General features: G+C 50.6%; 13 protein-coding genes and 4 pseudogenes. 10 read left to right on the forward strand and 7 right to left on the reverse strand.

The features are described from left to right. Positions 1-1233 precede the first annotated feature (1233 nt). Positions 1234-2352 (forward strand): GDP-mannose 4,6-dehydratase, encoded by a 1119-nt coding sequence (gmd, locus tag TR2A62_RS08425; RefSeq protein ID WP_040821320.1) that lies wholly within the window; start codon positions 1234-1236, stop codon positions 2350-2352. Between the two features lie 4 nt (positions 2353-2356). After that, positions 2357-3316: a GDP-L-fucose synthase gene (locus TR2A62_RS08430; RefSeq protein WP_009160311.1), complete on the forward strand. Its 960-nt coding sequence runs from the start codon at positions 2357-2359 to the stop codon at positions 3314-3316. 337 nt (positions 3317-3653) lie between these two features. On the opposite strand, the gene TR2A62_RS08435 is transcribed toward TR2A62_RS08430, so the two are convergent. Next, positions 3654-6560 carry a calcium-binding protein gene (locus TR2A62_RS08435; RefSeq protein WP_009159475.1) on the reverse strand — a complete coding sequence of 969 codons (2907 nt, stop codon included), beginning with the start codon at positions 6558-6560 and terminating at the stop codon, positions 3654-3656. A 268-nt stretch (positions 6561-6828) separates the two neighbouring features. On the opposite strand from TR2A62_RS08435, the pseudogene TR2A62_RS18105 reads away from it, so the two are divergent. Beyond that, positions 6829-7380, forward strand: a pseudogene (locus TR2A62_RS18105) (IS5 family transposase); the annotation flags it as partial. A 130-nt stretch (positions 7381-7510) separates the two neighbouring features. Continuing rightward, complete coding sequence (locus TR2A62_RS19115; RefSeq protein WP_009160849.1) at positions 7511-7966, forward strand: UPF0149 family protein; 456 nt, start codon at positions 7511-7513, stop codon at positions 7964-7966. A gap of 446 nt (positions 7967-8412) precedes the next feature. Here TR2A62_RS19115 and TR2A62_RS17605 read toward each other — a convergent pair whose 3' ends face one another. Then, a complete protein-coding gene (locus TR2A62_RS17605) occupies positions 8413-9759 on the reverse strand; it encodes a sulfotransferase (protein ID WP_190275698.1) in 1347 nt (448 codons plus the stop codon). 130 nt (positions 9760-9889) lie between these two features. Beyond that, positions 9890-10225 carry a hypothetical protein gene (locus TR2A62_RS19120; RefSeq protein WP_223296091.1) on the reverse strand — a complete coding sequence of 112 codons (336 nt, stop codon included), beginning with the start codon at positions 10223-10225 and terminating at the stop codon, positions 9890-9892. 57 nt (positions 10226-10282) lie between these two features. Here TR2A62_RS19120 and TR2A62_RS08460 point away from each other — a divergent pair, with 57 nt between their 5' ends. Next, positions 10283-11542, forward strand: coding sequence for an arylsulfotransferase family protein (locus TR2A62_RS08460; protein WP_009158293.1), 1260 nt, complete (start codon positions 10283-10285; stop codon positions 11540-11542). A 74-nt stretch (positions 11543-11616) separates the two neighbouring features. On the opposite strand, the pseudogene TR2A62_RS18115 reads toward TR2A62_RS08460, so the two are convergent. Together TR2A62_RS18115 and TR2A62_RS08465 are read right to left on the reverse strand one after the other, a co-directional pair. After that, positions 11617-11853: pseudogene (locus TR2A62_RS18115) on the reverse strand (integrase core domain-containing protein); the annotation flags it as partial. A 24-nt stretch (positions 11854-11877) separates the two neighbouring features. Beyond that, on the reverse strand, positions 11878-13335 hold the full coding sequence (locus TR2A62_RS08465; RefSeq protein WP_009158092.1) for a mannose-1-phosphate guanylyltransferase/mannose-6-phosphate isomerase: 1458 nt from the start codon (positions 13333-13335) through the stop codon (positions 11878-11880). A gap of 358 nt (positions 13336-13693) precedes the next feature. On the opposite strand from TR2A62_RS08465, the gene TR2A62_RS08470 reads away from it, so the two are divergent. The 5 genes and pseudogenes from TR2A62_RS08470 to TR2A62_RS08485 form a co-directional block, all read left to right on the forward strand. Continuing rightward, entirely contained in the window at positions 13694-15085 is a 1392-nt protein-coding gene (locus tag TR2A62_RS08470) for a phosphomannomutase (protein ID WP_009158071.1), read from the forward strand. Between the two features lie 292 nt (positions 15086-15377). Then, positions 15378-16538 (forward strand): glycosyltransferase, encoded by a 1161-nt coding sequence (locus TR2A62_RS08475; protein WP_009159175.1) that lies wholly within the window; start codon positions 15378-15380, stop codon positions 16536-16538. Between the two features lies 1 nt (position 16539). Then, positions 16540-18003 carry an oligosaccharide flippase family protein gene (locus TR2A62_RS08480; protein WP_009158354.1) on the forward strand — a complete coding sequence of 488 codons (1464 nt, stop codon included), beginning with the start codon at positions 16540-16542 and terminating at the stop codon, positions 18001-18003. A 130-nt stretch (positions 18004-18133) separates the two neighbouring features. Beyond that, a complete protein-coding gene (locus TR2A62_RS19540) occupies positions 18134-18529 on the forward strand; it encodes an acyltransferase (protein WP_223296163.1) in 396 nt (131 codons plus the stop codon). Between the two features lie 76 nt (positions 18530-18605). Continuing rightward, positions 18606-18758: pseudogene (locus TR2A62_RS08485) on the forward strand (IS3 family transposase); the annotation flags it as partial. Positions 18759-18833: 75 nt separating this feature from the next. Here the strand turns inward: TR2A62_RS08485 and TR2A62_RS18125 are convergent. After that, positions 18834-19493: pseudogene (locus TR2A62_RS18125) on the reverse strand (integrase core domain-containing protein); the annotation flags it as partial. Between the two features lie 214 nt (positions 19494-19707). After that, a complete protein-coding gene (locus TR2A62_RS08495) occupies positions 19708-20955 on the reverse strand; it encodes an O-antigen polymerase (protein ID WP_009160620.1) in 1248 nt (415 codons plus the stop codon).

Below are 20955 nucleotides of genomic sequence, written 5' to 3' on the forward strand. Positions count from 1 at the left end.
ATACTGTGCTGAATGATCAAAGCTCACTCTCGATTTTGGAGTGGAACATGAGGGTCTTTCAACGTACGATACGCTTCCGCCCAGTGGCGCGAATTGGAAAAATTACAATACTGGCGGCAACACTATTCGCCACAACGTTTCCCCAAACAAGTCAAGCACAAACTGAGGTCAGCTTTCAATCTGCGCCTTTGATCGTCGGCAACGATCGCGGCGGGCTCTTACGGGACAGACTACGCCAAATAGAACAACTCCGCCGCGAAAACCGTCCAGTGCAAATCCGCGGGAACATCTGCTTTTCGACCTGCACAATGTTCATAGGGCTGTCCAACGCCTGCGTGTCGCCGACAACAACCTTCGGGTTTCATGGGCCTAGCTCGTATGGGCGCGCCTTATCTCCCGCGTCGTTTGATCAGGCGTCCAGCATAATCGCCAACCATTACCCTCCTGCCCTTCGGGCATGGTATATGGAAACCGGCCGCTACAGGGTCAACAATTTATATCGGATCAGCGGTCAAAACCTGATCAACATGGGCGTCCGTTCGTGCTGAGCAATATCTATATTACTGGCACTACCCCTAAAGATCTTGCCGCCTCCAGCGCCAAGCCTCTCTACACAGCACTTCGCACCGTCTTGCTTTCGTAGTGCTTCCGGAAGATTTGAACGCAAAAAGCCGCCCGTTAAGGCGGCTTATAAGCAACTGTTAAGTCTATGTATTTGGTTGCGGGAGCGGGAGTTGGACGCTGGCGAACGACGGTGTGGTGCCCATGATCAGACAATTACCATTGTAGATATGCACGGGCTCTCGGAACACTTCCTATAATTTCCCTGATTTGGGATGGAGGAAGTATTCATGACGAACGCGACACTCAACGCAAGCTTAGAGTACTCCAACACGCGGAGAAGATCGGCAAAATCATCCACTTGGCGGTGATGATAGATGTATGTTATCAACATGTCGAAATGTAGAAGACCTGTTTCGGGGCCGTGACCTGTTTCGGGGCCGTGATCTGGGCGATGGCATGAGGTGCGAAAACTCTGAGAAACCGCAAGGCCTTCTATCAAATCGCTTTCGTAGATCCGCTACATGCTGATGTATTTTACTGAAAAGGCCAACTGTTCCACAAACTCGGCGCGAGTGAGGGCTACCTGCCTTGACTTTCAAGAGCATGATGATTCAGCTCCGCCGGCAAATTTTTTGGCAGCCATCATTGGAAAATTTAGGAATCGTTAGAGTGAAAAAAGCTATTATCACAGGCATCACGGGCCAAGATGGGTCTTACTTGGCAGAGCTTCTGCTCGAGAAAGGCTATGAAGTTCACGGGATCAAGCGGCGGGCGTCTTCTTTCAACACAAGTCGTATCGACCACATCTATGAGGACCCCCACAACGACAACTCCAGTTTCCACCTGCACTACGGTGACCTCACAGACTCTTCGAACCTTACCCGCATCATCAGCGAAGTGCAGCCTGACGAGATTTATAATCTTGGCGCTCAATCACATGTAGCAGTGAGTTTTGAAGCTCCTGAATACACAGCCGATGTCGACGCAATGGGAACCCTGCGCCTACTCGAAGCTGTTCGTTTTCTCGGCCTGGATAAAAAGACGCGCTTCTACCAAGCCTCCACGTCCGAACTATACGGGCTTGTACAAGAGACACCCCAGACCGAGACGACACCCTTTCACCCGCGGTCTCCATATGCGGTCGCGAAGATGTATGCCTACTGGATCTGCGTGAACTACCGTGAAGCCTATGACATGTTCGCCTGCAACGGCATCCTGTTTAATCATGAAAGTCCGCGCAGGGGCGAGACTTTCGTAACCCGTAAAATCACCCGAGGCCTAGCAAATATTGCCATGGGTTTGGAAGATTGCCTTTACATGGGCAACATCGATAGCTTGCGGGACTGGGGCCATGCGAAAGACTATGTCCGAATGCAATGGATGATGTTGCAGCAGGACAGACCCGAAGACTTTGTCATTGCAACTGGCGTACAATATTCAGTCCGTGATTTCATCCAGTGGACTGCATCGGAGCTCGGCGTCGATCTGGAGTTCAGCGGCACTGGTGTTGATGAGATCGCGACTGTTGCGAAAATTACGGGAGACAAGGCGCCGATGCTCACGGCTGGCGATGTGGTCATGAGGATCGACCCGCGCTACTTCCGCCCTGCTGAAGTCGAAACACTTTTGGGCAATCCTGCCAAGGCGAAGAAAGTTCTTGGCTGGGAGCCCGAGATTACCGCTCAGGAGATGTGCGCAGAGATGGTGGCCGATGACCTGAGAGCAGCTCATAGACACGCGCTATTGAAGTCTCATGGTCTCGAGCTTTCAGTCAGCCTGGAAGGATAACCAGATGAGGATTTTTCTTGCGGGTCATCGCGGAATGGTCGGAGGAGCTATTCTGCGAAAACTCGAAGCTCGCGGCAACGACGAGATCATTACGAGGACGAGCAGTGAGCTCGACCTGTGTGATCAAGCTGCGGTGCGGGAGTTCATGCAGTCCGAAAGTCCGGACGCTGTGATACTCGCAGCCGCGCGTGTCGGCGGCATCATGGCGAATAACACATACCCAGCCGATTTCATCTATGACAACTTGCTGATTCAAACCAACGTGATCGGGCAAGCTCATGCAGCTAATGTACAAAAACTGCTCTTTCTTGGGTCATCCTGCATTTATCCACGTGATGTCGAACAACCGATGTCCGAAAGCGCACTTCTTACCGGTGTCCTCGAACCGACAAACGAGCCGTACGCGATTGCCAAGATTGCTGGGATTAAGCTGTGCGAAAGCTTTAATCGGCAGCACGGCCGTGACTACAGATCAGTCATGCCAACAAACCTTTATGGCCCAGGGGATAACTTTCACCCGGAGAAAAGCCATGTCCTGCCAGCGATGATCCGCAGGTTTCATGAGGCAAAGCTCAACGGCCTAAATAGTGTCGTGATCTGGGGAACGGGAAAACCACTTCGAGAATTCCTGCATGTCGATGACATGGCTGAGGCGAGCCTCTTCGTTATGGACCTTCCAAATGAAACTTACGAGCGAGAAACCAAGGAGATGCTGTCCCATATCAACGTGGGGTTCGGCACCGACATATCCATCAGGGAACTGGCAGAGCTCGTTCGTGAAGTGATTGGCTTTGAAGGTGACATCGAGTTCGATAAGAGTAAACCAGACGGAACGCCCCGAAAGCTGATGAACAGCGAGCGCTTGCACAGACTGGGCTGGACAGCGAGCATCGCGCTGCCGGAAGGGATCGAAAGCACCTATTCTTGGTACCAAAACCACATTGATGACTTTCGGTCGAAGTGAAGCTAATGAAAACCTTTGGCTTCATGCTTGCCGCCCACAGCGAATGTCATCTTTCCGCCCTTAGCGACTGTTACTCATTTGCCACGCCCGTCAATCTACACCTAATGCTTCCACGCGCGTTTCGGGAAGGCAAACGGCCTCGCGGATGCGCGGCATAACATATCGATCATGCTTGGATAATGTTGTTTGTAGGAGCCCGAGTTGAACGCTGGCGAACGACGGTAACGTGCCCATGATCAGCCAATTACCATCCATTCATCTAAGCTGACCTTGCGCAGCTGCACAAAAAGGGCGGAAGGTTTGTCCGCCGCCCTTTTTAGATCGTACACACAGAACCTTAGAATTCGAAACTGTCGCCTGTAAGGAACTCGTTGATTGTGCCATAATGTTCGGAGAAGTCGAAATCCTGGATCGTAATGCTTTCATCACCGAGGCTGATGATCGTGTTGCCATCCTCTTCCACTACGCGCGCTTCCCGCGAGTTGGTGACACCAGCAACATTAATGACATCAACGCCGTGTTCAAAGTCGCCAATGATGTCATGGCCAAATCCGTCCTCAAAGACGAACGTGTCATCGCCGCCATTGCCGAACAACAGGTCGTTACCGGCGCCCCCGTTCAGAACGTCATTGCCGTTCTTCCAGGTAAAGTTAGCACCGTTGTCGCCAATCAGCACATCGTCACCGTCACCGCCGGTCATCGTGTCCGACCCATGCAGACCAACCATGATCGCGCCCGAGTCGTCACTTGCCGTCAGATTGTTGTTAGCGTTGTTGCCACGCTGCCAGGCGAACTCGCCCTCGTCAAAGGCCAGACGCTCAAAGTTAGACGCCTTGTTGTTGCCACCCAGACCGGTCTCGGTGTCGTCTATACGGATATGCGAAAAAGTCTCGAACGTATAGTTCGCCACCGACCCGGCCAATTCAATCGTATCAACGCCTTCGCCACCATCGATGACGTTATTGCCAGCGCCGCCATTAAGCGCGTCATCGCCAGCGCCGCCGTTAAGCGCGTCATCGCCGCCATTGCCGAACAACAGGTCGTTACCGGCGCCCCCGTTTAGAACGTCATTGCCGTTCTTCCAGGTAAAGTTGGCACCGTTGTCGCCAATCAGCACATCGTCACCGTCACCGCCGGTCATCGTGTCCGACCCATGCAGACCAACCATGATCGCGCCCGAGTCGTCACTTGCCGTCAGATTGTTGTTAGCGTTGTTGCCACGCTGCCAGGCGAACTCGCCCTCGTCAAAGGCCAGACGCTCAAAGTTAGACGCCTTGTTGTTGCCACCCAGACCGGTCTCGGTGTCGTCTATACGGATATGCGAAAAAGTCTCGAACGTATAGTTCGCCACCGACCCGGCCAATTCAATCGTATCAACGCCTTCGCCACCATCGATGACGTTATTGCCAGCGCCGCCATTAAGCGCGTCATCGCCGGAACCACCCAGAATGGTGTCGTCGCCGCTACCGCCAAGGACGATGTCATTGCCGTTCGCAGTGTCCAGCATCAGCCCAACGCTTGTGGCGGTTGCGTCAACGTATTGGTTGTTGACCGGGTTGGCCCGGTTGCTCGAGAAAGCATAGGTCTCAAAGTTGCTAAATGTGGCTTCAACAGCTTCACCGTCCAGATAGCCAACAGTGCCGCTGGTTCCATCGGCATTGATCGTCAGGCTCAGGGCGTCGCCATGCTCCCCACGTGCCATCAGGCCAAGCTGCAATGTGTCAACGCCCGCGCCACCATCGGCATGACCATCGAAGACGCCTGTCCCGCCAGACCCCGGGTGGCCGCCGATCTGGACAAGGTCGTCGCCCTTACCAGCGTCGATATGCAACCTCTGACCCAACATCGTCAGACCGTTATAGGTGTCATTACCGTCGCCCATCAGGATCGAGGTGACATCGCGGTGAATGTAACTTTCAAAGGTATCATCGCCACGACCAGAGCGGATCGTCTCGACGCCACTGAATGTCACAGTATTCACACCGTCGGTCACCTGCGTTTTCGAGAATGTCAGATCATCCAACTCGCCTTCCATCACCAGCACGTCGTCGCCGCCGCCGCCGTCGACATGGCCATTCATCAGCCCCGCAAAGCCGGTGCCCATCCGTCCGCCAATCCAAACCGTGTCATCACCCGCACCTGCGTCGATATCTAGGCTAATGCCGTCAAAAGTTGCGAGATTGAACAGGTCGTCGCCCGAACCCATGTCAATGCTGTTGATCTCATGGCGCACATAGCCGCCTTGGTAGTCGTCATCGCCGCCACCAGTGACAATGGATTCGATACCGTTGAAGGTCACCGTGTTCCCGGCATCATCTGTCGCAGATCGGTCAGACGTGCCCCAGATATTCGTACCACCAACGGTCATATCCGCCTGGACCTGCGACAGATCCAGCGTGTCATTGTCGGCACCGCCATCAACGGTATCCACCCCGAAACCACCTTCGAATGTGAACAAGTCATCACCGGTTCCGCCATCCATGGTGTCGTTGCCACTGCCGCCCTCTATGACGTCGTCGCCTTCATCACCGTTCAGCTCGTCATTACCCTGGTTGCCAAAGACAAAGTCGTTCCCGGAACCACCATTGATGGTGTCATTCCAGGTGTCGCCGCCAATACGATCGGCCAGGGTTTGATACTCGTTACTATCCGAATGATCGCCAACCAGATAGTCGCTTCCGTCACCACCATTGATCAGGTCGGATCCTACACCACCCTTGACAAAATCCTGCCCGGCTCCGGCATTGATCGTATCAGCGCCGCTATTGCCCGCGATGATGTCGTCACCCGCGCCTCCGTCAATGATGTCATTACCGCCGCCGCCGGTGATGATTTGGGTCACCTGCGAGCTGATATCGCCCATATTCTGTTGACCCCGATTTCCGAGTTCAACCGAATAATCAAATGTCCCGTCAGCATCAGCAAGTGACCCTTCCGCGATCACGTGTTTCCGGCTGGACTCCGTCGTTTCGCTGGTACTGCCGAGCGAAAGAAGTGTTTTGGACAATCCCCACATGTTCAGCGTGTAATATCCGTCAACAGCTTCACCGTTCGAGCCAGCCCTGCCGCTTTTGAACAGGCCATTTTTTCCTTCCGCAGCCAACACGCTCGCAAGCGGGTCAACCCAGTCCGGACCATCTTCAAGTGGCGCATTCACCCCGGACATCCACGTCTCGAAGGTTGTCAGCTCCAAACCATTGTCGATTTTTCCAACGATCTTGTCGCCGACATGGGGCTTTGCCATATTTTAATCCTTCATTTTACCAAATTCTATCGAAAATTCGTTTGTTTCAGAATCATGGCTAACACAGAAAGTCTCACAATTATATACGTTAGGGTAGTTTATATATTCTAACGGATATCGATCTGCTCGTTTGGGGGCTACCGGCCTTGTTTCACAAATCGGGCTCTGTAGGATTCACAGTGTGAATCCAGCGTTATAGCTGGCGGAAATGAGCAGTTAGGCACCTGCGAAATACAAGACCCGGAACTGGGCAGAGTATAACCTTTCACTGAAGAAGCGGGGATCGCTTTCGATCTGGTTTGATCCTGCGATGCTGTGGGATGCTGCACCTTCAGGGCGGCGGGGACGCCAACAAGTCTACAGCGATGCGGCGCGACAAGCCTGCCTGACCTTCAAAGTGTTGTTTGGATTGCCATTGAGGCAGACGACAGGATTTGTTGCGAGCCTTCTCAAGCTTGTCGGATTGGACTGGTCTATCCCAGACTTCAGCACCCTGTGTCGCCGTGAGAAGGCATTGTCCGTCGCGATCCCATACAAGGGTTCAGCAGGACCATTGCACCTGCTTATCGACAGCACGGGAATCAAGGCTTAAGGGGAAGGCGAGTGAAATACCCGCAAGCACGGCGGTCCTAAACGCAGCCTGTGGCGCCAGATACATATCGAGATTGATGAGAAAGTACTGGAGATCGGTGCCATCGAGATCACGATTAGCAGTATCAGGGATGCGCCCATTCTGCCAGACCTGCTCAACCAAATCCCACCGGAGCAAGAACTTGGCAGCGTTACAGCCGAAGGGGCATACAACACAAGAAAATGTCACGGTAATCTCCCCCTTTTTAACGGGGTGCATCAGTAGAACTTACGTAACCACGCCATTGTCACCGCCTGCCTGAGCTCGGCGCCTTGGTTTAAGACACGTGTTAAACGACGTGTCTTATGCGGGGTCTGCGATGCGTGGTGAAATTCTTGGGCTGGAGCGGCGCCGCTTTTGGCGCGACGAGGACAAGCTCGAGATTGTCATGTCGGTCGGGGTCGGCAGGGCCACGGTGACACAGGTGGCGCAGCGCCATGAGGTGACCCGGCAGCAGATTTATGCGTGGCGGCATGACCTCAAGAGGAAGGGTCTGTGGTCGCCCGATGCCGGAACGCTGTTCTTTCCGTTGAACATGCCAATGACACTCAGTGAGCTCGATGGTTATGTAACCGGCGTCCTTGCTTGCCCGGAGATGATCCCACCTTCAGAATGGCTTCCATTGGTATGGGGCGAAACAGGTGATGCGCAGTTTACCGATCAGAAAGCTGCTGAGGAAACGATCGGTGACGTTATGACACATTACAATGCCGCTGCGCAGGCAATGTCTCTGTCGCTCTGTCTCAAAGGCCGTGACGGGATACACTCGTTATAACACGGGACTACAATCGAAATACGTTTGGACACGAATGCCTCTCACTTTAAGCTAGGCCGCTCCTTTAGCAGTTATAGTTACGAAGGTTCAACACCCAAGCCTTTTTTAGAAAGGAGCACTGTCAGAGCACACAAGCTCGAAGTATCTGACGTCAGCGCCTATGGGTCCAAATAGAGCGATTTGCTAAGAGAGGGTTTGTTGCTCATCGTAACCACTGAGGAGTGGACGATGAGAAAGACAACGAAGAGCCCGAGCGAGAAGATCGTCAGCAACCTGTTTGCGCGTTAACCCATTGGTCAGCGCGAACCGCACCGCATCCTTGCGGAATTCGTCCGTAACGCAGGGTTTGCAGGTCTCGATCTTGCAATGCCGTCACCGGATTCGCCCCAGCGTGCGAACCAACGCGCAGATTACGTACTTGATTTTGCCAAGGACTAGTGAGCCCTCTACCGTAAGGCCAAAGAACCTAGGTGTTCGTAAACTGTCCGTGCGCGCGCGAGCAGTGCTTTGTCAAACAGGTCGTCCCTTGCAGCGTCTGGCTCCCTACGGAAGTAGCCGTCCCATTGCTTTGATGCAGTATTGCTAAGGCCTAGGCTAGCTAGCAAGCATTCCATCGTTTGCTCAGGCTTTTCGCGGAGATCGTCTTGTTTCAATAGAATCAGGCTATCGATATGATCAGCGATATGCTCAAAACACGTGATCCAGTAAGCCAGCCAGTAATCTGGCTGCTCTAGATCTCGTCCCGTCAGAAAATTATGGCTGAAGGCAATTGGACGGTGCAACGCGCCAAACTCGAAATGTCCGATATCACCCATATATCGTTTAGAAAAATCGTCTTCAGCATGCAATTTCGCAAAATTCTTGTGCTGTCGGTAAAGCGATGCGGCGTGCGCTGATGGCTCCCGCAGAGGCACGACGATTTGGCAGTCGGGGAAAATTTTCGGCAGTAACGAGAGCCGCGCGATATTAGCGTTATTTTTGGACAGATAGCGCACCGTGCCACGACTTCTTGGGCGTCTAATTTGAGCCATCTTATTAAAGTGTTTGTTAAAAAATTCCTGCGCCTCAACTTTGAAGTCGCCGCTTAGCCATAAATCAATCCGGGTTTCGTGATACTTTTCCGGCCAATGCAACATCCAAAAAACTTCGTCGAAAGCCTCTGGGCTCTGCAACCCGATCTTTATGCCGTCCCGGTGGCTACGCTCGCGTTCAACGATGTGGCGACGCTGGCTAGCCAGTCGGGACCAAAGCATTGGCGCGCTCAAAAACGGCATGTCCGCATAGCGATGGGTCGCCACTTCGGGCATGTCGTGTAGGGCGTTAAGGAGGGCCGTTGTCCCACCACGGGCTAGTGAGGTGATAAAGATTGGCGGCGCTTTCGGTGTTTTTGAAATCCGTCCCGCGAACAGACTGTCATCGACGCGCGCAAGCGTTTTCTTTACTCTGGGGCCAGAGAAAGCCAACGCATGCATTAGTCTGTCGCCGCTGCCGTATGAGCTTGTTTCATTGCCTCCTGTTTCTTCTGCTTCCGCGCTTTGATGCCGGCGCAAAAAAAGCCCAAGGCCGATCGCTAGAACCGATGCCACTACGATGAAATCGGCACGCATCAGGACCCCCATGCTATCCTTATGCGGCACCAGCCCCAAAACTGCGGCTGCAACCACCGGCACGCCTACTGCCAGGAGCGCTAATAAGATCCGCCAGCCGATCTCCCCTGCCAATTTGATAAGTTGTACGCCAGCGTCTCGCACGATGTATTCTTTAGCATCGTCATTCAGGTTGTTATCCAACATTGCCGTCACACCGGCTGTTGATGTGCTGGTTATTTGCCGGGCAACTACTAGGATACGAGAGCGCACTAGCACGACCGCGAAACAAATTACCGATGTTATCGCAACCGTAAGCGCAGCTAAGGACATTAAATCAGTCCTCCAAAGTGCTATTGCTCTCAGATTTGCCGTTACGCTTACGGAGCATCCGCTTTAACGGAAACCAAACAAAACCAACCAACAGAAGCACTAGCCCCAGTAAAACTGCGATTGTTACAGCTATGGCGCCTAGACCAGCACCTGGACCAACATAGGCATGCGCAGCAAAGGGAAATAAGATGGCGAAAATACTGAGGTTAACAATTTTCACGGATTTTAGCTCATAATTTACAGGGTTATCGTGTTGCATTTTAGCGACAACTACCAGTTTGCACAAACTTTTCAAATGGAAAATCTTTAGCCCCACAATTTTTTGGGTGGTGATTTTCACTTTGCATGAAAGGGAAGATGATGGACTGTCGGCTGGCTTATATAATGGACCAAAAACATGTGTGAAGAAAAAAGCAACGTTTCATTTTTCTCAGGGTTGTCTTTGCTAGCCATCGCTTGCTTCGCCGCGGGATTATTTGTCGCGCAGTACAAAATCTTCCCTTACCAACAGGTTGTTCAGGTGGCAAAAATCGCACAATCATTGTTGCAGCATGGTGAAGTAATCGGCGAGGGTCGCCGTAGACTGGCACCGGCTGGTGCAGCAAGAGCTCCAGTAACGGTCCATGATGCAGACGCTGCTATCGGCGAGGGGTTTTATGCGATCCTCGGTTGGGATTTAGAGCTTGGCCACTATTCGGTTCAGCTCCACGACGGCTCAGGAGAGCAAGTGCATACATGGCCTATCGACGCAATGTCGTTTTCGGACCTGCCTCGGCACCGCCAGAATGCGCCGCACGCTATGGAAATCTTGGCCGATGGTTCCGTGATTATCAGTTTTGATAGGGTTGGGCTTGTCGCCCGCGTTAATCCTTGCGGCGATGCTATCTGGGTAAGAGAAGGTTTCTATCACCACTCCTTCGCACCGGCAGCTGACGGCGGTATCTGGACTTGGTTTGGCGAACGCTCAGCCTATGGACAAGTTCAAGACATTCTCAAGTTCGACCCAGATACTGGCGAGGATATCAAGCGGATCAGTTTTACGAGGGACGTGATAGCACGCAACCGCGACTCGGCGCTTGCATTCTCCATGTTTCCTGATTTTCCTTTTGTACCAGACGATCAAAAACCGCGAGATATTTTCCACCCGAACGATGTCGAAGAACTTCTACCTGAACTAGCACCAGCTTTTCCACAATTCGAGGCAGGAGATTTGATGCTATCCATTCGCGAGTTGGATCTTATCGCGATCATCTCGCCAGAAGGAGAGTTGAAATGGACAAAAAATGGACCTTGGCTGAAGCAGCATGATCCCGATTTTGAACCCGATGGGCGGATCTCAATCTATGACAACAGCCGTTTCAGGCCCCGTTCGAGAATTATGACTGTGGATCCCGCAACTATGGAAGTAACAGACGCATTGCCTGGGCTCGAAGCGTCATTCAAAAGCGTCTACCGTGGAAAACACCAATTGCTACCCAATGGCAACCGCCTAGTTACGATCCCCGAACAGGGTCAAGCGATCGAAGTAACTCCGGACGGTAAAGTGGCAGTAGAGTTCAACAATATCACCAGTGAAGCATCAGATTTTAACGAGGATCTCGCTAACGCAAAATGGCTGCAAGACGGATTCTTCGACGTGCAACCAGAATGTGAATAGCGGCGGTCTCAGGCTTTACTCCATTTTGGTCCACACTAGAGCCTTCGGTGACCTGCCCCCCGAGGCTCCCTCATTCATAACGAGAGTTTGCGGGTCTGGATTTCATATTCCTCGGTTTCAGTTTGGGCAAGCGCGGCGTGCGCGGAGCCCTCAAATTGCTCAAGCGCGCGCCGCGCTTCAGCGGGTGTTTGATTGTCCAGCGATGAGTGTGGCCTGACTTGGTTGTCATCGTATCGCCAGAGGGCTAACTTTTTGCGTGCGGCATCTAGGCTGTCGAACCATTCTTCGTTTAGCAGTTCGCCTCGCAGGCGCCAGTAACTGCGATTTTCATGTATTTACCCTTTAGCGCCTTGGCCGCGTGCATACACATCTTCATAGCGGATAATGTCATCCTCACCCAAATATGATCCGGTTTGTACTTCGATCAAAACCATTGGCACTTTGCCTGGGTTTTCCATCCGGTGGACGCAGCCCAGAGGCAAGTAGACGGATTGGTTTTCTGTCACCAAGCGCACGTCCTCATCAATAGTCACACGTGCCGTGCCTTCAACAACGATCCAATGCTCAGAACGGTGGAAATGGCTTTGCAAGGACAATGCTGCACCCGGGTGTACATGGATGCGCTTCACCTGGAAGCGGCTGCCGACCACAAGGCTTTCGAACCACCCCCATGGACGGTGATCCTTCGGGAATGTCGTCGCTTGCGCGGACCCTTTGACTTTGAGCGCCGCAACAGCTTTCTTGACGTCTTGCGCGCGCGACATGTCAGCCACAAGCACAGCATCATTGGTTGCAATTGCCATAATGTTGTTGAGGCCAATGCCGACGACCTCCAAATTTTCATTCTCAGAACGCAATAAGCTGTTGGTGCATTCGATCGCTGTCGCATCTCCTGAGGTCACAATGCCATCGGTGTCCGGCCCAAGTTCACGCCACACAGCGTCCCAACCGCCCAAATCCGACCAGCCACCATCAAATGGCACGACCGCCAAATTGCCCGCACGTTCCATCACAGCGTAGTCAATAGAGATATCCTCAGCCTGCGCCCAAGCATCAGGGTCAAGTCGCAAAAATCCCAAGTCTACCTGTGCCCCGTCAACAGCGGCTGCAACTGGTTTGGTCAGATTTGGGGCGTGCGCCACAAAGGACGAAACGATATCTTTAGCTTTGAACAGGAAAATCCCTGCATTCCACATGAAAGTTCCAGCTTCAACCATCTCGTTTGCGCGGCTTGTGTCTGGTTTTTCAAAGAATTGTTTAAGGTCGACAGGCGCGCCAGAGGCATCAGGCTGCGTGGCCATTTCAAGGTAACCATAAGCGGTTTCTGCGTGGGTCGGCTTAATCCCAAAGGTGACAAGCTTGCCTGCTTCAACCGCAGCAAGGCCTTTTTCAATCGCAGCATGAAAGGCCTCAGCGTCAGGCACCACATGATCAGACGGTGCAACAAGCATGATTGCCTCAGGATCACCTGCGGACAAATGTAAGGCTGCGGCCAGAATGGCAGGGGCAGTGTTACGGCCTTCTGGCTCGATTAAAATAGCGCCAGGGTCGATACCGATTTCGGCAAGTTGCTCGGTCACAATAAACCGAAAGTCAGAGCCGGTTAACACCGTAGGAGCCGTAAAGCTCAGCTTTGAAGACGCGCCGCTAAGACGTTGCGCGGACGCTTGAAACAAAGTTTGCTCGCCAACGAGTGGGACAAATTGCTTAGGATAGCTCTTACGGGATAAAGGCCAAAGTCGCGTTCCAGATCCACCGCATAAAATCACCGGGGTAATGTGTGCCAAGGTCATAATTAAAATTATCCTATAGTAGGTTGTCTCACAGAGTGTCAGTTAACAACAGTTTTTCCACGTGGTACGCCTATACAAATAGCGCAAGAGTTTCGAGCCCAAACTTTCGTAGTTAGGGCTGTCTTATTTGGCGCGAAATTGGTATTTGATAGGTCCAAATTGCTCAAAATAAGCGTTAAATTCCAGTATTTCGTCGCAAATATACGGACCAGAGATGGTTTATGCTTCGATCCGTTATGAAAGAGAAGAAATTGCATTTTGTGCAAAAAACATCGCGTATCACGACTTTGCGATTTGGATTTGTGCATACTGATGTTAGGGCAACGGAAACGTTAATCCCTGATGAAAGGCACCCCTTATGGCTCCCTCTTTTGGCACCAGCGGCTTGCGCGGCCTTGTCATTGATCTGACCGAAGACGTCGTTGCAGATTACGTAAACGCGTTTTTGACAACCGTTCCAGCGTGCGACATACTTTTCATAGGCCAAGATTTACGCCCTTCATCACCTGACATCGCTCAAATGATTTCTCGTACAGCCCTCAGTGCTGGCGTCAATGTCGTCGATTGCGGAGCTGTTGGCACGCCAGCTTTGGCCCTTGCATCCATGGACGCCGGTGCCGCTGCAATCATGGTCACCGGCAGTCACATTCCTTCGGATCGTAATGGTTTGAAATTCTATGTCCCACAGGGTGAGATCTCGAAAGACGACGAGCGAAAAATTTCGGCAGCCTATGCTGCGCGCAAAAAACGGTGTGGAGGCACTGGCACTCAGAGCGCGCTGCCTGAGGCAGAAACACTTTACGTAAAACGTTATGTCGATGCTTTCGGTGCTCAGGCGCTGAAAGACTTGCGCATCGGCGTGTATCGCCATTCCTCCGTCGCACGCGACACGATGGAAACCATATTGGCACAGCTCGGCGCAACGGTGATCCCCTTGGGACATTCCGACACATTCATTCCGGTAGATACAGAAGCCGTTGATGACATCACCCGTACAAACCTGATCACATGGGCACAAAAACACAGACTTGATGCTGTGGCCTCAACCGATGGTGACGCAGACCGCCCGCTGCTCAGTGACGCGACGGGCAAAGTCATTCCAGGCGATGTGCTTGGCGTTTTAACCGCAAAAGTTTTGGGCGCTAAGACTGTCATCACACCGGTCTCATCGAATGACATGGTGCGCCGCTGCCCTGAGTTTAAAACGGTATTTTTGACCCGCATTGGCTCACCTTTTGTGATTGCTGAAATGGAAAAAGCCAAGGCGCCCGCAGACGCTTGCATCGGATTTGAAGCCAACGGGGGCTTTCTCATAGGCTTCGATGCCACGCTCGCAGGCCCATTGGCCGCGCTGCCAACACGTGATTGCATGTTGCCGATCATCTCGCCTTTATTTGCAGCGAAACAGCAAAGCAAAAGCTTGGCAGACCTCGTGGCAGACCTGCCGCAGTGCTTTACAGCAGCGCAAAGATTGCAAGAGATTGATCGCGCCAAGGCAGGTGTGTTTCTCGCAGGGTTGATAGATGACGCAGGCAAGCGCGAAGCCTTTTTTGCGCCGTTCGGACGCATCTCAAGCGTAGATCTGACAGATGGTTTACGGGTGAACTTTGAGAGCGGTGACGTCGCGCACCTACGCCCATCTGGAAACGCACCAGAGTTTCGTATCTACGCTCAATCCGGTTCAGAAGCGCGGGCACATGATCTCTCTGCCGCAGTGCGTAAAGCTGTTGCGACGCGCTTAACTGAATGAATACAGTTCTTACTGCCTTTTTATTTAATTCAATCGGCTTTAAATCTAGTATTGAGTTCTCAAGCAACTCGGCCCAAGCAAGACTTGGTTCGGAAACGCAATTTGCGCAATAGCGATAGTGAGTATTTCTTCATATGATGTGAAGAAGCCCTGGCAAAAAGTATGTTAGAGGACTCAGCCGGCCTAGTTCAGTGATCGCGATGGCAAAAGGACTTTTAGCATACGCACAACTTGTGTATCAGTCCCTTCGGTTAAGGATGCCGTTCGACCCATTTAAGTAAGGATATTAGTCATGAAAGTTGCTTTGGTTCACTATTGGCTCGTAGGCATGAGGGGCGGTGAAAAAGTACTTGAAGAAGTCTGCAAACTATACCCCAACGCAGATATTTTCACCCATGTAGCCATCCCAGAAAACCTTTCGGAAACTCTTCGCGCACACAATATTACTGAGACATTTATAGCAAAGCTACCTGGAGCTCGCAAACATTACCAAAAGTACCTGCCGTTAATGCCCAAGGCTTTAGAGGCTTTAGACTTGACAGATTACGACCTAGTAATCTCTTTTGAGGCTGGGCCTGCCAAAGGCATCATTGTACGGCCAGATGCCCAGCATATTTGTTACGTTCATTCACCAATGCGGTACATATGGGATCAGTACCACGTTTATCGAGATCAAGCGGGGCGTTTGACAAAACTAATCATGCCTCACATCGCACACAAAATGCGCATCTGGGATACGACCTCAGCCGCTCGTGTCGATCATTTCATAGCCAACTCGTCCTTCGTGGCTGAGCGTATCAAAAAATTTTGGCGGCGAGATGCAACGGTTATATATCCGCCAGTGGATGTGGATGCATTTGCGCAAAGCAGACCTGTCCAAGTATCAGACTTCTATCTTTATGCGGGCGAACTCGCCAGCTATAAGAGACCAGACATCGCGGTGGAGGCCTTCACAAAATCTGGACGTCGCTTAGTGGTTATTGGGGAAGGTTCCGAACGTAAGGAACTAGAGGCGGCTGCCGGCCCCAATATTACATTTTTAGGGCGCGTCTCGTTTGCAACCCTTAAAGATTATTACTCGCGTTGTCGTGCACTCATATTTCCCGGTGTCGAAGATTTTGGGATTGTCCCCGTTGAAGTGATTGCGTCAGGCCGGCCGGTGATAGCATTAGGCCGTGGGGGTGCACTCGATACAGTTACACACGATATGACTGGTGTTCTTTTCGAGGAAGCAACGCCAGATTCCCTAGCGAAAGCGCTTAACTATTTTGAGCAGAACGAGAAAAATTTTCAAATCAAAGAAACAAGTAGCTTTGCCGAGCCGTTCTCGCCTTTTGAGTTTCGGAATAAGTTTTCAAACTATGTTTCGACTATTCTTGAACAAGAAAAGGTGAAGAGATACAAATCCAGCACCCGAAAATCTGGTAATATAAATACATTGAGAGCTGACTGAAATGAACAAACCAGTGCGACTTTCTGCAGCACGGGCGGGGAGCATCTATGGTGTTAGCAAGATAGCTAGCCGCGCAATCGATATGATTGTACTAATTTTCTTGTCGAGAACACTAGAACCAGCAGACTTTGGCTTGGTCGCTCAAGTTATGGCCATCCTACTGGTGGTCGAAGCGATGACTGAAATACCGGTTGGTGCAGTATTGCTGTCAAGCCGACGAATTAGCCGCAGTATGTTAAACACGGGCTTTACAATTTCACTAATACGAGCAGGCTTGATTCTCGTCGCTATGTTCGCGCTGAGTTTTGTGATAACCTACATACACAAAGATAGTCGATTGCTCGCGCTTACTTTAGTACTGGCGCTCGGACCCGCATTCCGCAGTGTCTTAAGCCCTCGCTTAATCGTATATCAAAAATCTATCGACTTTAGCCGAGATGCGAAAATTGAAATATTTTCAAAGGCAGTGTCTGCGTGCTTAGCAGTTTTCATTGCCTATTCCACTCAAAGTTATTGGGCCATCGCCGCAGTCACGGTACTATCACCATTTTTCATGTTTTGCGGCTCCTACTACTTCGCACCCTATTCACCCAAACTAACGCTGAAGAGATGGTCGCAATTCGGCTCTGCGATCGGATGGATAAGTTTTGCACAGCTTATTTCAGCTCTCAATACACAGTTGAGCAAGATATTATTAACAACATATTTGCCAACGTCGACCTTCGGGAAGTTCTCGCTGGCTCAAGATATAAGTGCCATTCCACATCAGGCAATCGCTGCACCATTCTCCCGCATTTTCTTATCAGTGCTAAGTCCTTTACCAATCGAAAAAGTCGGTCACTCATACTTTAAGGGACTAATTGCGTCCGCATACCTACTTACGCCGATCTATCTAATTCTTATTACCAACTCTGAAATCTTGATAAGAGTATTATTGAGCGAAAAGTGGGTGTCGATGTCGACTTACCTTTCACTTTGGTCTCTTTCCATGCTTATATCAATACCATCTGGATTCCTCAGTCCACTCGCATTTGCGCTAAAAAAAACCCGGTTTATTACTATTCGCATGGCAGTTGAACTTGGGGTCAAAGCACCGCTACTTCTGATAGGAATGTATATCAATGGTGCGATTGGCGTTCTCTACGCAAATTTACTCGCTACTTCAATTGTTTGCCTTTGGGCCCTGTTTGCCGCTGGAAAACTAACCCACACCTCATTTCGCAGAATTTTTCTATATCTACTACCTCTCACTAGCTTTATCGTATTGTTTCTCACACTTCACTTTTTAGGTCTTCCATTACTCCAAAATGCAGGGTTCTGGGGGGTTGGAAATATAAGCTTAACGGCCTATTCAGGCATCTCAATGACTATTTGCTTGCTCTTATCGGCAACTCTGTGGCGAATGGTTGGATGCCCCGAAGGGGGCGAGGAGTTTATAATTAGAAAGCTAAGGACACTGAGGTAGGATCATGCTTTTCAAGAAATATGCAACCCTCACTCTAGTTGCCATTCAGAAATCAACGTTTTGCCCTACTAGCATTAGGCACTCTATTTTGGTTTACCTTGGATGGACCATAGGTGAAAACTGTGCAGTTATGCCCGGATCAGCTCCAGTAATTAACAACGTAACTTTGGAAGATGGTGCTCATCTAGGACCGAATACATTGCTTGATGATCATGCGGGAATTACAATCGGAAAAGACACTCGACTTGGGCCTAACTCCATTATCTTAACCCGAACACATCCAATAAATGCTACAATTCCGCGCCGTATACGGGGTCAAGATATCGACCTCCCTGTCATAGTCGGAAGGGGTTGCTGGATTGGCGCACATGTTGTCATTTTGCCGGGAGTGCGTATTGGAGAAGGCTGTGTAGTAGGAGCCGGATCGGTTGTTACGAAATCCACAGAACCAAATGGTCTCTATGTGGGCAACCCTGCGAAGCGCATTAAGGACTTGGAAACAGACGAACCAAAACCTACCGCTTGAGATATGTTTAGAAACTTATAGGTAACTTTAGCTCCGCCTGAACTTTGCTAAAGAGCTAAAGTTACCTATAAGTTTCCAAACATACCTGACACGCGATGCCGCAATGCAGGACGTGTTCGACTACGTCGAGATGTTTTACAACCCGACACGCAAGCACACCAACAACGGCATGCTGCCACCGGTTGACTACGAAACGAAACAACAGAAAATGAATAAGGCAAGCGTCTAGGGAACTAGGGGCACCTCAGATCCCTAATTCATAACGAGAGTTTAAGGGTCGGGTTTCATATTCTTCGTCGTCGATTTAAGCAAGCGCGTCGTGCGCGGACCCCTTAATTTACTCAAGCGCTCGGCGCACTTGGGCGGGTGTTTGATTTTCTAGTGATGCGTGTATTCTGACGTTGTTGTGATCGTATCCTCAAAGCGCCAGCTTCCGGCGGGCGTCGTCCATGCTGTCAAACCATTCTTTGTTCAGAAATTCATCTCGGAAGCTGCCGTTAAATGGCTCGATGAAGCCGTTCCGTTGCGGCTTTGCAGCATCAATGTAGTGCCATTCAACAACGTTATCATTGGCCCATTTCAGAATTGCCCGGCTTGTGAGGCCCGTCCCATTGTCGCTGGCTGTGCAAGCGGACTTTCCATAGGCGCGCACTAGCGCATCCAGTTCACGGGCAACCCGCGCACCCGATATGCTGGTATCGGCCATTAGGCGCAGGTTCTCGCGGCAGCAGTCATCATTCACTGCCAAGATGCGAAACTTTCGAAACACACCAAATGTCTCAGACAGAAGGTCCAGTGACCGACGTTGGCCTGGTTTAACGGCCACAGGCATTCGCGTCCCCGATCCTCGCGCTCGCCTTCGGCTCTTTCATCGCCTGACGCCCAGCTTCTCTTCCGTATAAAGCCGGTACAGCTTCTTGTGGTTCATGATCATGCCTCTGCATGCGAACATCACACCGATCCGTCAATCAACCTGGTCCGAGCAAATTATTAGTGATATTTTCACTCGTTTAGTTACCTTCATAGCGCGCCGAAACTAAGTTTGAAGATTACCTTTAGCTCGTCTTTAAATATCTCTTCAGAATTTTTATCGCCACCCACCGTCGCGCAAGCGTCACAGCTTTCAACGCTTTCAACACACGCCCAAAATCTATTACCATCAAATAGAATCTGGGCGATTAGCTCTTTCTCTCTCCCTTCAGAATTAGCCTCGCACGAACTGTTAAAATAAGGAAAATGCAAACCCATACAGGGAAGGCTCGAGAACTTGGCCAATACAGTATACGCCCAAAATCCAGCATCCCAATCATCCAAATGGGATATACTAAAAGACCTAAAACTGCATGTCGGCAGTACGAGCAGTAAAGTTTTCCACTTATGTACCCGAATACGGATAGTACCAGCCCCCCTCCCAGAACGCCAAAATCGAGATAAATAAACCCTACAGCACCGAAAAGATTAAACTCGGGGTGAGAGTAGCGCTCAAGACCATTCACCAAATCGGTTGAGAACCGTGCATTAAATATCTCAACAAGCGGATTTCCAGGTATCGGCAGCTTGTAGATAAACGCAAGAGAAGTCATCGGCTGCCAATATGGTTCAAAATACTCGGTCAGAAACGCAAAGTTGTTAAGAGACGAAAGATAATAAGACATGAACCGCAAAGCTGAAAACTGCACAATATTGTCAAAATAATGTTGATAATAATTCCACGAACGAAAGTATTCGAACGCGCCAAAAAGCGCGATAACAAAAACGGCTCCAATAAATGGTGCAATCGCTAATCTGAGACTAGAGCGAACTCGGAATGATGCAAATAAAATCGCTACAGGAACAATCAACTCAATAAGCCCCAAGCGCTCTGACCATAGAAGACCACGATAGCTTGAAAAAAGGATAAGGCTACACAGCATAACTTTAAGGATACGCCTAACCTGAATACTCAATGATATCGGAGAAAACAGCAGCAAGGCTGAGTACGAGATAACAAATATTCCGAATTGTGTCATTGTAGTAATACCAGATATAGACAACCCAAGTCGATCTTTAGTTGGAATACCTAGAAAGAAACGCTGAAGAACAGAAAATGAGAACGTAGACCCAAACGCCAATAGATACGCAAACATTGTCAAAATGTAGATAAAAATAACGAGCTTTAGAACTTGTTGATTTGCTAGGAATTCTAGGTTCTCACAGAGTGCTGTTTCGGCCTTAGGCCTCTTTCTAGAAGTAAGCAACGCAACGAAGGCGCCGAACCCAAAAAGAGCAGTCATCAAGATTGCGGAGAGTGTGGAATCCCAACTAATATTCTTTGGTGTTCGCATCAGTGAACGATACATAGTCTCATCGACCTGATAAGAGGCCAAAATAAAGAGTATCCACCCAACCGTGATGACTATCGGGCTCATCCAGAACGGAACTTTCAT

It is taken from the genome of Thalassobium sp. R2A62, assembly GCF_000161835.1.
In the GTDB taxonomy this organism is placed as follows: Bacteria; Pseudomonadota; Alphaproteobacteria; order Rhodobacterales; family Rhodobacteraceae; genus Thalassobium.